Raw genomic sequence first — 13,086 nt, forward strand, 5'->3', positions numbered from 1 at the left:
TATGTCTTATACTCCGTACATCGTCGTGATTCGTTTTTTCACTTCATCATCATGAAACGTCTCATCGTGCATGATTAACTCCTTCTCAATGACGGCCGGAAGCTGCTCGCGAAACGGCGTCACCAAGTGCCTTTTCAATGTAATTAAAGAGTTTCTCGGTTTTTCCGCAAGCTCACGGGCCAATTCCTGCGCATAGTCTAGTACTTCCTGCCGCGGAAGCACCGGAAAAGGCACCCCTCTTTTCTCCAAGTCACCGCCGCGGTAGTGGCCGCCGTTTAACAGCATTTCATGGCCGAGGCTTGCCCCAAGCTTCTCCGGAACGATAAAGGTAGCGCCCATTCCGGGGGTGAAACCGTATTTCATAAAGTTTGCGGTATACACGCTTTCTTTGCTTAAAATGACAAAATCACTGAAAAGCCCCATGACAAACCCGCCTCCGATTCCGTGGCCCTGCATGGCGGAAATGACGGGGATATCACATTCCAGCGCCAAAGAGTACATGCGGTCTTCCGTAAACTTCGTGATACCCTGCTGAATCCTGAGCAGGCCTTCCTGTGTGCCTCCGGAAGCAAAGTAATGGCCGTATCCTGTTAAAATCACAGCTTTATAGACTGACGATTTTTTTATACGGGTGAATGCTTCCATCAATCCATCCGTCAGTTCTTTGGAGAAGGCGTTTTTATGGGCTTTATCCTGCATTGTCACTTGGATAATATCCGGTTCAATTTCGAGCAGTTCAACTGCGGCGTTCGGCATGATATCCTCCTAACTGTTCTCCGTTTCCCAAGGAAGCCGCCCCGTTTCTGCATAACGGAAGATGGCTGATTGGTTATCCGGATCTGAAAACATCGCTTGATTTTCGGCTAGAGCAATGGATTTCGAACGATGAACAAGGTCGTTTAAGGAATCTATGTATTTTTTATAGCGGATGACTGCTTTTTTCGACAGCGGACGAAGGCGCAGCAAATGCTTTCTCAGCTCTGTTGCTGAGTCCGGGACGCATACGTCACAAAGTCCCCATTCAAGCGCCTGGCGTGCCGGCACGGGCTTTGTCATAATCGTCATATAATGCGCCTTTTGAAATCCGATTCTTTGAATTAAAAACGGCAGAACGCAGGCCGGATAAAGTCCGAATAACAGTTCAGATAAACTGAACGAAGCACTCTCCTCTGCAATGACGATATCGCACGCGGCGGCAAAACCGACACCTCCCGCATTTACTTTTCCGCGGACGCGGGCGATTGTGATGTACGGCCCGGATTTTAATGCCAGCCACAAACGGTAAAGCGGCTCCTGCGATTCAGCATGCTGCATTCCCTGCCTCATTTTCCGGTACATCTCATCAAAATCCGCCCCGAAACAAAATACCTCCGGCTGCCCTTCAAGCACTACGGAGGTCACGGAGTCTTCACATTCAGAAAGAACGTGCAGGCATTCCTCCACTAAACGCTCATTAATCGTATTGTTGGCTTCAGGCCGATCAAAGGTGATGAAGCAGACATTTTGCTGAAAACGGACGTTTATCGTTTCATAGGTCACGATATCCACCTGTATTTCCGATGAAATTCCGTGATTTCTTCCAAATACAAACGAGGGCTTCCGGCATGATGGTCTAAAATGTTCGGAATCATATTCATATCCAATTTGACATTCCGGGTTCCGAACTTCACCAGACCGCTGCCTTTAAACAATTCTTCATACTCCTCCATGGACAGCCTGTACCTGTTGTTCAGGTGCTCTTCTATTTTGAAAGAATGCTGCCGCGTTTGTCCTTCAGGCGTCACAACGCCGCTGTAAAATTCTGAACAGCACCCGGAGCCGTACGAAAAACAGCCGATCCGCTTAGAAGTGTCGAATGCCCCTTGGTCAATCGTGCTTGCAAGAGCCAGTAAAGAGGCTGCTCCCATAATGTTTCCGACTCTTTGGCAGTAGCGGAGCCCCGGCTCTACTCTGGTTTGAAAATCCTGTTCAATTTCAGCGTTTTTCGCTTTTGCAAGCTTGCGCATCATCGTCCGGTGGGCCCCTTTGACCATGCCGCCAAACGGTGTATGGAAGGCAAGATAGTGAAACGTCTCTTTGTAGTCAGCGCCCGGCACACGGTTTTTGTACTCGCGAAAAGTCTGTTCACAGCAATCGAGATAAGACATCAATGACAAGTCGGCGTCACCGGCTTCACTGTCCGGGATCGGACGGCATGTATCCATCACCTCATAGCCGTAATAGCCGTTGGCGCCCGCATCCGCCTGAAATACGATTGGATTTTCACCGATCAATAAGGCGACGGCACCCGCTCCGGCGCTCGGTTCTGCGTAAGACCAATCCTCGCTTAACGCATCGCCGCCTTCGGCAATTAAAAACCGGGAAATATCCGTCGCGACGACAAGCGCCTTCGCTCCGGGAGATGTCTGCGACAAAATAAAGTTAAGCGCCATCTGCAAACCCGCCGTTCCTGAATAACAGGCTTGCTTCAGTTCAAATAAACGGCAGTTCCGGTTGAGGCCTAAGTAATCATGAATATATGTACTGAGTGATTTTCCGAAGTCGATGCCGGACTCCGAGCAGGTAATCAGCAGCTCGATTCTGTCTTTTTCAGCCTCTGTCAATCGGTCGATAATCGGCTTTGCCGCGTTAACGCCGAATGTGACGGGGTCTTCGTACGGAAGCGCCACCGCTTTTTCTTTCATCAGTAAATTCTCAAATCTGGCAGGGTCTAAGTTTCTGTACTCCGCCAGCTGCATGACATCAAGGTATGCTGTCCCGCCAAACACATTTATCGCTTCTATTCCGGCAGCCGCCATGAACTTCGCCTCCAATATGAATTTTGAGTTTCCGATTATTTCACCGTTTTATCAGACAGCCTGTACCTTTTCATAAAGCTTTGCTGCCAATTCGCCGATGTTTGACACTCCCGTCAGCTCAACACGCGGGATCTGCAGTGATAATTCTTCAAGCATCATCGTGATAATTTCGGCGCGGTCCACTGAATCCGCCCCCAGATCAACTAACCGGTCTTCCTGTGAAAGCTGTTCGCCTTCTAAATCAGGCAAAACCTCGTAGATTGTGTTCTGCAGCAATTCAAAGATTTTTTCTTTACTCATTGTCAGTTCCTCCCTGTTTCATCTTTTATGAATATTCCATGTTTTCAATCTATCATTTCGTCTTGTCAACACGTTTGCAAAAATGAACCTAACTTCTGATTCAAAAGCGTGGCCGTCTCTTCCATAAGCCGCAGGCCGATATCATCGGCATGGCGGTTTTTCCAGGACTCCAGCTCCGTACCTTTCACCCATTGATTAAAGGCGCCTAATGCCGGGCCGCAATGAATCTGGAAGTCTACCTTGGCATCCGGGTCTCCTTTAATCGCCGAAGCAGAACTTTGCCTGAAATACCATTTGAATATGAGCGCCATTTTCTGTTTCGGATTCCGTTCGGCTTTTGAAATGTCTTCATTCGAATAATGAGCCTTCACTTTGTCATAAATACTGCTTACACTTGCCTTAAAATACTTCTCTTCTATTTGTCTGAGTGTCTTTTCATCAATTTCTTCAATTGAGCGGTGACGCTGATACAGTTCATGCAGCTTAGAGGCGCGGGTCGGAAAGAACAGCCCTTTCTTTAATACCTGCACCTTGCTGCCTGATTCAAACATATCGCCGGCCGGCGCGTAGGCCGTATCCTGTACATTCATCTGCTGCAGGAGGTCCTTTACGAGGCCGCTCGTCGCTGCCTCAACGGTGCATTGGTTAATAGATCCGGTCACAATAAAATCAGCGCCGAGCATAAATGCGGCCATGGCAGCCTCGGGCGTTCCGATTCCCCCTGCGGCTCCGACGCGGACGGTTTTGCCGTATCGGTATTTTTTCATCATGTCATCTCGTAAACGGATGATCGCCGGCATGAGACTGTAAGCAACTCCGCCGTCAGTGTGGCCGCCTGAATCAGCCTCTACGCAGATGTCATGCGCAACGGGTATTTCTCTCATCAGACTTGCTTCTTCAGGGGTAATTTTGTTTTCGGCTGCAAGTTTCTGCAGAATGTGATCAGGCGCCGGGCTGAGAAACGCTTCCGCTACTTCCGGACGGGACAGCTTGGCGATAATCCGCTGACGCGCTATTATTTGTCCGCCGGCACCGCGTTTTAACCCCTTAGCGCGAAACCTTACTAAAGCGGGAGTAACCGTTAAAAACGCTGATGCTTCCAAGTTCTGAACCCCATGCTTCAATAAAAGATCAATCATTTTTTCTTCTGAATCTGTATGCTTCATGTTATGTACAATATTTATGCCGAAGGAACCGCCGTCACGAAGCTCATGCTGAATTGACAAAATGGCGTCCTCGACGTGCGCGATGTTCAAACCGCCCGTTCCGAAAAAGCCCATCATTCCTTTTTCGGCCAGTTTGACGACCATTTCCTTCGAAGAAATTCCGCGGTACATGCCGCCGGCCAAGTAGGCGTATTTCAATTGATAATCGCGCTTAAACTCTTCATTTCCTAAAGACGCCGCCGTAATTGAGCTTTTTCCAGTCTCAGCCGGGACTTTGATTTCATCTGTTATCGGATCCGCTTCAGCCGTAATTCTTTGAATCAGCCCCGTCAGCACTTTTCCGGGACCGATTTCCTCAAAGCTCATGTTCTTTCTTCCCATTAAGAAACGGATACTGTCAGTCCAGTTCACCGATCCCGTTATTTGTCCGGTGAGTGTCTCTTTCAGCTCTCTCTGCTCATAGGGTCTTGCCGTCACATTTGAAATGACCGGAATGGACAGCGGCTTAAAATGGAAAGATTCGATAAACCGTGAAAATTCCTCCTTCGCTTCCAGCATGTATCTGGAATGAAAGGCGCCGCTGACATTTAAGCGGTGAACCATTTTTACGCCGTTTACGGCTTCAAAAACGGATGCGGCTTTTTCAATATCTTCTTTATAGCCGGAAATGACAATTTGCTGCGGTGTGTTCATGTTGGCAATATCAATCATATCCAAGTGATTTTCTCTTAAAACATCCGTCACCTGCTCATGAGTCAGGCCGATCACCGCTGCCATGCCGCCTCCTTTTGCGCGGCTCATCAGTTCGCCCCTTTTTTTGACCAGCTGTAAGCCTTCTTCGAAATCAAAGGCGCCCGAAGCGTATAACGCGTTATATTCGCCTAAACTGTGTCCGGCGGTAAAATCCGGTTTCAAGCCGGTTTCTTCTGTTTTTTTCAAATAACTGAGGGCATTGACGACATAGAGCGCCGGCTGAGTGAACTGAGTCTGATTGAGACGTTCTCCGTCCCGGCACAGCTCCTGAATGGAATATCCGAGAATGTGATCGGCCTTTGCGGTTAATTCAGGATAGCGGCCGAACAGGTCCTCTCCCATCCCGATTTTTTGCGAGCCTTGGCCTGGAAAAACAAAGCTGATCATCTTACAGTCTCCTTCCGGGCGGTGATAAAATGCTGTCTTCTATTTGCTGCAAATGTGTTTGTTCTTTATGAAACGGCGTCATAATGGCACGGATGCGTTCAGCCGATCCCGCAGGAAGAATCTGTTTGGCAAATGCGGCCAATGTTCCGGAAGGCCCGGCATCGATATACAATCCTTTTTGGCGGCTGTCTGCGAATTGAAGCGCTTCGCGGAATCGAATCGGCTTTCTTACGATATCCCAGAAAAAGTCCGCTTGTATATCGGTCTCAGCCTCTCCGGTCGCACTGGAGATGTACGGTATAAACGGAGTCCGGATTGATTTCTGAGCTAAAAAGCGCTTGTACGGCTGTTCCGCCTGATCAACCAGCGCTGAGTGAAACCCGTAAGATACCGGCAATAGCTGATGAGGAATCTGCTTTTCTCTCAGATCGTCCATGATCTTTTTGATATGTTCCCGCTCTCCTGAGATGACAAAGTGAGAATGATAGTTTACAGATGCCAATTCACTATGTTCGCCGAGCAGCGGATCATCTTGATATAAAGCCGGATCACCCAGTATCGCAAGCATGCTGCCGTTACGGCAAGTTTCCGTAACGATTCGGGCCTGTTCCAGCACGCAATCTAAAGCATCCTCGGCGCTCAGCACGCCCGACACAGCGGCCGCTGCATACTCTCCGAGGCTTGCTCCGATCACATAATCGGGACGTATGCCTCTTTGCTCCAAAGCATATGCAAGTGCGTACTCAGCCATAAAAATGGCAGGATGGCTGAAAAGAAGGCGGTCAAATGGATCAGACAGACGATTGCCTGTATGATACATCTCTTTAAGGACAGAGTAACCGAAACGGCTGACTGCAAAATCGTCCAAGTCAAGCATTTTCTGCCGAAAAGCGGCGTTATGTGCAAACAGCTCTTTCCCCATTTGATAGTATTGGGAACCCTGTCCAGAAAACATGAAAACAATTGGCTGGTTCATTTGTTCTCCTTTTTGCTCTTTATTTTTTCAAAATATTGATTTGTGAGTTTTTCGTGATGTCGTGTGCAGGTGAAGTGGTCGTGATGTTGTATGGCTGGCACTATTGTGTGAGATAAGAATTTTGACTTGCGTTCCGCTACATGGCGGGTGAAGCTTCAGTTTCTTTTTTGATGCGGTGAATAAGTCCTGTCAGCACATGGCCCGGGCCGACTTCTTCAAATTCCATCCGCCCTTTGTCCAGCAGATAGCGGATGCTGTCGTTCCATCGCACTGAATGGTCGATCTGATCGGCCAGAACGGAGTGGATTCCGTCTTGCTCATAAGGTCTGGCATGCACATTAGAAATGACAGGAATTGATATAGCAGAAAAATGAAATGACTGTAAAAATTTTTCGAACTCTTGTTTTGCTTCACTCATATATCTCGAGTGAAAAGCGCCGCTTACGTTTAACGGATGAAACATCGTAACGTCTTTTAATCCTTCGAATACGCTTTTGGCTCTTTCAATGTCTTCTTTGCGTCCGGATATGACAACTTGGTGAGGAGAATTCATATTGGCAATATCAATCGTATGTAATCCGTGCTTATGAAGGGCGTCTGACACTTGAGATGCAGTTAACCCCATAACAGCGGCCATTTTTCCGTCAGTGGCCATACTCATTAATTCGCCTCTTTTACGGACAAGCTGCAGGCCGGTAATAAAATCAAAAGCACCTGCTGCAAACAGCGCATTATATTCTCCCAAACTGTGGCCGGCCACATAATCCGGCTTTATGTCATTGTCTTGGATTTTTTTCAAATAGCTTAACGCGTTTACAACATATAAAGCAGGCTGGGTGAACTGAGTCTTATGAAGATTGGAATACGGATTCTCAAGACAAAGCCGTTTCATGGAATATCCGAGTGTTTCATCAGCCTGCTCCGTTAAGTCTTTAAATTCATCAAACAATGAGCTCCCCATTCCCTGCTTTTGAGAACCTTGTCCGGGGAATAAGTATGTGATCATTTTCTCAGCCATCCTTTCTCGGATTCAGATAAGAAGCATGTTCAAGTTGATAGTAACTTCACAAAAATACCATGTCAAGTTAATTTATCCTATGCGAACTCCTGAATAATGCCTATTTTTCCCTGCCGGAAGTCGGGCTCAGGGCTTTCGGAACAGGCGTAAGCAGAATGTCCCATCCGGCCTGCCCGGCGTTCTCTTCCGCAAACTCCCGTTACTCAGCCATTCATCACCAGAAATCTAGTAATAACTACCATTCCATTTCAGAAGTTCCTTGCCTCAAAAGGAAAGCTAGTTAGATAGAACTAAATTACTCATTACTTAAAATGAAACAGCCCTTTTTGATTTTTTCTGTTGCGAAAATTCACGAAATGTTCTTTTTTTTCAATCTGAAAGTAAATATTGTTTTTCAAAAGACTCTCCATTTTTTGACCCGGCTTCTCCCCGAAGGAGTGCCCCGGATACACACGCACATGCGGCGGAATGGAGGCTTTGATCCTCTGTATACTGTGAAACATATCTTCAGCTGAGCTGCCCCTGTCCTCACATATACCGCACCCTTCTGTAAACACGGTGTCACCGGTAAAAAGATGATCAGATAGCAAATAGCACATTCCCCCGGCCGTATGTCCCGGGGTCAGTATACTTCTGATGATAAACCCTCCGGCCGCAAAGGTTTGGCCGTCTTCAAGCGCTATTAAGTTTCTGCACCGGAATTGATAGAAATCGATTTCCGCCGACGACATGTATATATCAGAATGATAGATTTGCTGAAGCGGCTCCGCCAAGTTTACATGGTCATAATGCGAATGTGTTAATAAAATAGCTGATAAATCAACATCCAATTCATGCAGTTTATCGGTTATTTTATCGATTTCCCAGGACGGGTCCACCGCTATCGCAGATTTTTTTGAGCGGTCTGCGATAATATAACAATAGTTGGACCACATCTGGTGATAAGTTTTGATTTGATGCACTTCATATGTATGATCCATTGTCACCATTCCCATTTAAAAGATCCGGGCAGACTGCTGCCGCCGCCCAGCCGACTGTAACCACTTTACCAGATGACACCACGTTTTTCCATGGATTTTCCGGTAAAGATAAAAAACTGCTCAAATCAACCAAAAGAACGAGCCTCCGGTTTTTAAAATTTGTTATCGTAATATATAAGGAAATAAGATTATTCATTTACATGAATACTTTAGGAGATTTTATTCAGAAAATGAAGGATGAATATGGGTTTCGGATAAAAAGAAAACAAATTGAGCTTTTGTTTTGAAAAGCAATTGTCGAAGTAGCCTGAGAGGATAATCAGTCTTTAAATGACATTCAATCTAGATTCTTATTTCAATCCTTTTCTTCAAGATAACCTAAACCGATACGGCTTCCCCAAAATATATCAGAATACCTTAGCTCCTTACCCGAATTTAAATGTTATGCTTATGAGTTGGCATTAACGCACAATTCCGAATTAGAAAAATACGACGTAATTCACACACAAGATGTTGTTTCCTCACTTCACTTTCTTGGAACAGCCGGAGCATTCTCCCCTGAGTAATCTTTTATGCTAGAGATAAAGCATCTTCTGGACCAAACGGCACGTACGCCGCTTGATGGATTACTTAAACTCTTATGTTTCCTCTTTAAACGGGACTATTGTTGGTGATTATCAAATTTAACCTGTGTTAAGCTTTAGACGGGAGGTAATTATGGAAAATAAAAGAAACGCTGAACCGAGCCCAAAAGCTATAAGAATTCTAACTTACATCATTCCTATAGTTTTAATAGGGCTTATCCTTCTTCTTAAGAATATTAATACCGCAGCAGCAGAAATTTCATTTTATATTGTTGCTGTCGGTGTGGTTCTCTTAGTGGTTTTCAGTTTGATCAAAAATAGAAAAAACCGCAGGAAGAACTAAATGTAAGGGGGGCTAATTACTAGTCCCCCTTGATTCTTGCACATTGTCAACTCACCAAATTCCAATTTTATTTAAATTCTTCCCCCATCTCCCTGTGAATTTGTAAGAGGAGGTACTTGTATAACCCATGATAATCATGTAGCTTTCCAATTACTTTTATAATCATTTGACCCTTTAAACATTGGCGGAAACATTGAAACAAGTTTAAATCTTGGTCCCCCCTGATGTTGCTCATATATTTTTATCACTTGCTCGTGATCTTTTCGGTAAGTCCTTTTGACATTTCCCTCATTATATTAACCTCGGAGAATTCTTAACGAAATTCATTTTACTCCGGGTTTCAACATGGTAAAATTTTAAATAACATTTTATCGCGAAAGGATATGATCATGAAAATCTTTGAAGCAACCACCCTGCTTTCTGCCGCCAAACAACGCGCAAATGAATACAAAGAATTGCGCAGCCAAATGACGAACCTGAAAAATGCGTTCCAAGGCATAGCAGACCTGGGCGACAGCGATTTTTCGGGCAAAGGCGCTGACAACATCAAAGCCTTATTTCAAGATCATGCAGGCGTCACAGATGAATGGTTGGAATTGATTGATATGAAAATTGCATTTCTCACAAGCATAGAAGCTATGGTTGAAGATGCCGGCCTTTCATACTCTTATGTGGAAGAATCTTTCCTTGAACATGAATTGACAAACGCACTTGATAAATCAAAAGCGATTATGCAAGAGCAGCGCAATGACATGAAAGGTATCCTTGATGAAATCGCAGATATACTGCCGCTTGATCTCTTTTCAACCGATAACGCAGATCAAAAATTAGTTGATTCGGATACAACAAGAAGAGAAACAATACAAAAAATTGGTGAACTGGATAACAACCTTTCAAATGAGTATGCGTTGACAGAAGCTAATGAGGCGTTTATTATGGCGGATTTTCAGGCATTACAGGATGCGACAGGTAAAGGCAAAAACGCCACCCCGCTCAACTATAATGCTAAGGCGTATCGGAAAAGTGAAATCCACCAGATGCAAGCAGGATTGCATAAGCAGTCATCCGAATATCTTTCGTTCAAAAAGCAGCAGGCTGAAGAGCGAAGAATCGCCAAGGAACAAGAAGAGTTTGCAAATAGACCCTGGTACGAAAAAACGTGGAATGTTGTATGTGATTTTACAGGTGAGGTTACCGGATATTATGATTATAAAAGGGCCGCTGATGGAGTTGACCCCGTCACAGGTGAAAAACTCACTGCCGGGCAACGGGTCGCAGCCGGGGGAATGGCTGCTGCTGGCTACATTCCGATTGTTGGGTGGGCAGGCTGCATCTTTAAAGGCGGAAAAGCAGTCTATTCAACTGGAAAAGCAATATACAAGGCTGATAAAGCGCTCGAATATATAAAACTTCCAAGACCTTTAAAGCTCTTCATAATTCAGAGAAAGGACTATACGGGCTTGCGTCTGCAAATGGGTTCGGCGAGGCTGTAACCGGCCGGGATATGTTCGGGAATAAAATATCTGATGAGAGACGGGAAAACGGATTCCATCAAGCATTGGCTGTAATCAGCCCTATAGGTATGATTGGGACGGGAAAAGTCTTAAAGGCAAACGCTGGAACAGGAAAACCTTCTAACCTGTTCAGAGGAGAAAATTTCCCCTATGCTGCAAAAAGGGAAAATGGCATCAGCAAATCTTATATATCACCTGAAACCGGAAACTTAATACCTGCTAACAAAAGTGGACTGTATAAAGGTCGTCAGGTAACTGTAACAGAACATATTTTAGGAGGATATAGAAGAGGCGGAAAATCAAATAGCCCATATACCAGCTTTACAGTCAACAAAAAGATTGCAAAAGGTTACGGGGATCATACTATTGAATTGGACATATCCTCTCTTCGAAAAGCAATACGCTCTGGTAAGCTAAAAGAAGTTGCCATCCTTAACCCTAAGCAAATTGAGAGACTTATAAAAAACGATACGAGACAAACAGACAATTGGAAAAATAAAGCCCTCAAATGGACAAATAGAGATACTGAGTATTTTGTTAAAGGTGAGATACCAAAAGAATACTTCAAAATGTTTTCTAAGGAGTGACGCTTATGTTTCTTTACTATCAAAATGAGTGTTTAGGTAAAATTGAAGGGGTTGCAGTAGAAGGGTCTTGGGCTTATGGCAAGATTATCCCTAATGACAAGATGGAAAACTTCAAGGACTTCTTTAGAGCTGTAGTAGATGAAGATGACCCCTCTGCAATTGAGAAGTTTGACGACGATCTATTAGACGATGATAATTGGTTTATTGTTGACGATGAGCAAAAAAGAGTAGGAATTTCCCTGCCCGGAATCTATGAAGAAGATAACGAAATAAATTGGAGATGGAGATAAATCGGATTAGGGTCCTCGTAAAGAGAGGGCCCCTTTTTGATTTCAAATTGTACTCCGCAACTTTCGTCGTCGGACCAACAGGAAAATGCAGCACATACACCCTCTAAATCACTGGAAGCTTGCCGGCATTACTAAAATAGCTTGTCCTGATTGATTAAAAGCTTGGTAAAGTAACAAATCTAAAGTTGCCGCGATCTGGTCATTCCCTCACCTCCTTTGCTGTCTTTCGGCCGGGGCACGGCCCGCAGAGAGGCTGCCAGTTACCCGAGTCCCAGAATAGTTTTTTGTCGCCTTTATGCGGAACGATATGACAACTGTCGCCGGGGTTCTTCTGCCTTGCATTAAGCAGGCATCACATAACGGATGCTTGGACAGGTAGCCAGCGCGGGCCTGCCTCCACTTGCCGTTATACCCTCGTTTGGCAGCAGACTCCCGGTATTGATCATAGGCCGGCTTGGTTCGCTTGTGCTGTTCGCAGTAGCCCTCTCGTGTGAGGTTTGGACAGCCGGGTTCATTGCAAGGCTTCAAAGCTTTTTTCATGATTGAATGCCCCCATGAGGAAAATGTATAGTTGTGAATTTTTGATCATCACAATAAAGTGTTTCGGCTACAGCATCATTAACCGGCATTTCATGTCTGTCCTCATCTCTTTTTTTGATCGCATCTTGGTATGAATATCCATCCTTATCGGCTAGGAATTCTTTATTCAAAAACAGCAGATAGCCACAATCGAGACCCCGTTCACCTAAAAAGAATTGTTTAACAAAATCAAATTTTTCAATAGCCTCTTCTACAAAGCCCTTGTCTTCATCTAACATTTCACAAGGACGTTCCTTTTGCTTTTTTAGCCGTTCAATTTTTTGATCTATGCCTTTAATTGATTCTTCAAGAGTAGGTATTTTCTCTTCTAAAGCATAACGCGCTTGCTCATAGACCTTGTTTCTCAATATATTTTTCATTACTCATTCACCCCTTCAGCTCTAATCGAACTAATCAACAAATTGTATTCCTCAATCCATTCAGCGGGAATCTCGCAGTTTGCGTCAATGCATCTATTAATAGCCGCCTTTAAATCTTCTGCTCTGCGTTCGTTATGCAACCAATTGGGCATTACACCCAACGGTGGCTTAGTACACTCTTTCAGTGGACTGAATGCGAAATGCGTCAATCCCTTTATGACACTCATGCTTATCCTCCTTCATATTCTTTCTAAACTGCCCCCGCGCTCAAGCCGTTAACCGCCGATTGTCTATCCTGAGACTTACCGGACGCAGTTTACAGAGAATATAAAATCAAGGGGGATTAAGACTTGTTTAAAGGTTTCCCTTCCCCCTGAAACGTTCCTTTCCTCCAATGCTCATGTGCACCTGAACACCTTTAGTGGTATGCA

The 13,086-nt window shown here is 44.9% G+C and carries 13 protein-coding genes and 2 pseudogenes; 4 read left to right on the top strand and 11 right to left on the bottom strand.

Going from position 1 to position 13,086, the window contains the following annotated elements; all coding sequences use genetic code 11:
• Positions 1–6 precede the first annotated feature (6 nt).
• The 8 genes from K3G25_RS09195 to K3G25_RS09230 form a co-directional block, all read right to left on the bottom strand.
• On the bottom strand, positions 7–756 hold the full coding sequence (locus K3G25_RS09195) for a polyketide synthase (RefSeq protein WP_003154094.1): 750 nt from the start codon (positions 754–756) through the stop codon (positions 7–9).
• 9 nt (positions 757–765) lie between these two features.
• Positions 766–1,539 (bottom strand): enoyl-CoA hydratase/isomerase, encoded by a 774-nt coding sequence (locus K3G25_RS09200; protein WP_014417819.1) that lies wholly within the window; start codon positions 1,537–1,539, stop codon positions 766–768.
• On the bottom strand, positions 1,536–2,798 hold the full coding sequence (locus tag K3G25_RS09205; RefSeq protein WP_014417818.1) for a hydroxymethylglutaryl-CoA synthase family protein: 1,263 nt from the start codon (positions 2,796–2,798) through the stop codon (positions 1,536–1,538). Before K3G25_RS09205 ends, K3G25_RS09200 begins: the two co-directional genes overlap by 4 nt.
• A 51-nt stretch (positions 2,799–2,849) precedes the next feature.
• The gene (locus tag K3G25_RS09210) at positions 2,850–3,098 is read right to left on the bottom strand and encodes an acyl carrier protein (RefSeq protein ID WP_014417817.1); all 249 of its coding nucleotides are present in this window, start codon (positions 3,096–3,098) and stop codon (positions 2,850–2,852) included.
• A gap of 65 nt (positions 3,099–3,163) precedes the next feature.
• Positions 3,164–5,404, bottom strand: a complete 2,241-nt coding sequence (fabD, locus tag K3G25_RS09215; RefSeq protein ID WP_232489697.1) for an ACP S-malonyltransferase — start codon at positions 5,402–5,404, stop codon at positions 3,164–3,166.
• A gap of 1 nt (position 5,405) precedes the next feature.
• On the bottom strand, positions 5,406–6,380 hold the full coding sequence (locus K3G25_RS09220) for an acyltransferase domain-containing protein (protein ID WP_012117590.1): 975 nt from the start codon (positions 6,378–6,380) through the stop codon (positions 5,406–5,408).
• A 136-nt stretch (positions 6,381–6,516) separates the two neighbouring features.
• Positions 6,517–7,386: an ACP S-malonyltransferase gene (gene fabD, locus K3G25_RS09225; RefSeq protein WP_174532553.1), complete on the bottom strand. Its 870-nt coding sequence runs from the start codon at positions 7,384–7,386 to the stop codon at positions 6,517–6,519.
• A 314-nt stretch (positions 7,387–7,700) separates the two neighbouring features.
• A complete protein-coding gene (locus K3G25_RS09230; RefSeq protein WP_003154103.1) occupies positions 7,701–8,378 on the bottom strand; it encodes an MBL fold metallo-hydrolase in 678 nt (225 codons plus the stop codon).
• Positions 8,379–9,095: 717 nt separating this feature from the next.
• Here K3G25_RS09230 and K3G25_RS09235 point away from each other — a divergent pair.
• The 4 genes and pseudogenes from K3G25_RS09235 to K3G25_RS09250 all read left to right on the top strand — a co-directional run bounded on the left by K3G25_RS09235 (position 9,096) and on the right by K3G25_RS09250 (position 11,696).
• Positions 9,096–9,305, top strand: coding sequence for a hypothetical protein (locus K3G25_RS09235; RefSeq protein WP_232489698.1), 210 nt, complete (start codon positions 9,096–9,098; stop codon positions 9,303–9,305).
• A 389-nt stretch (positions 9,306–9,694) separates the two neighbouring features.
• Positions 9,695–10,968 (top strand): annotated as a pseudogene (locus K3G25_RS09240) (ribonuclease YeeF family protein); the annotation flags it as partial.
• Positions 10,945–11,406: a hypothetical protein gene (locus K3G25_RS09245; protein ID WP_404977506.1), complete on the top strand. Its 462-nt coding sequence runs from the start codon at positions 10,945–10,947 to the stop codon at positions 11,404–11,406. The pseudogene K3G25_RS09240 and the gene K3G25_RS09245, both read left to right, overlap by 24 nt.
• Before the next feature lie 5 nt (positions 11,407–11,411).
• Positions 11,412–11,696 carry a hypothetical protein gene (locus K3G25_RS09250; RefSeq protein ID WP_232489699.1) on the top strand — a complete coding sequence of 95 codons (285 nt, stop codon included), beginning with the start codon at positions 11,412–11,414 and terminating at the stop codon, positions 11,694–11,696.
• Positions 11,697–11,895: 199 nt separating this feature from the next.
• On the opposite strand, the pseudogene K3G25_RS09255 reads toward K3G25_RS09250, so the two are convergent.
• The 3 genes and pseudogenes from K3G25_RS09255 to K3G25_RS09265 form a co-directional block, all read right to left on the bottom strand.
• A pseudogene (locus tag K3G25_RS09255) lies at positions 11,896–12,236 on the bottom strand (HNH endonuclease signature motif containing protein).
• The gene (locus K3G25_RS09260; RefSeq protein WP_232489700.1) at positions 12,233–12,655 is read right to left on the bottom strand and encodes a hypothetical protein; all 423 of its coding nucleotides are present in this window, start codon (positions 12,653–12,655) and stop codon (positions 12,233–12,235) included. The pseudogene K3G25_RS09255 and the gene K3G25_RS09260 overlap by 4 nt, the downstream one beginning before the upstream one ends.
• On the bottom strand, positions 12,655–12,882 hold the full coding sequence (locus K3G25_RS09265) for a hypothetical protein (protein ID WP_197464675.1): 228 nt from the start codon (positions 12,880–12,882) through the stop codon (positions 12,655–12,657). Before K3G25_RS09265 ends, K3G25_RS09260 begins: the two co-directional genes overlap by 1 nt.
• Positions 12,883–13,086 lie beyond the last annotated feature (204 nt).

Origin of the sequence: Bacillus sp. FCW2, assembly GCF_021228595.1 — a bacterium.
GTDB lineage: Bacteria > Bacillota > Bacilli > Bacillales > Bacillaceae > Bacillus > Bacillus velezensis.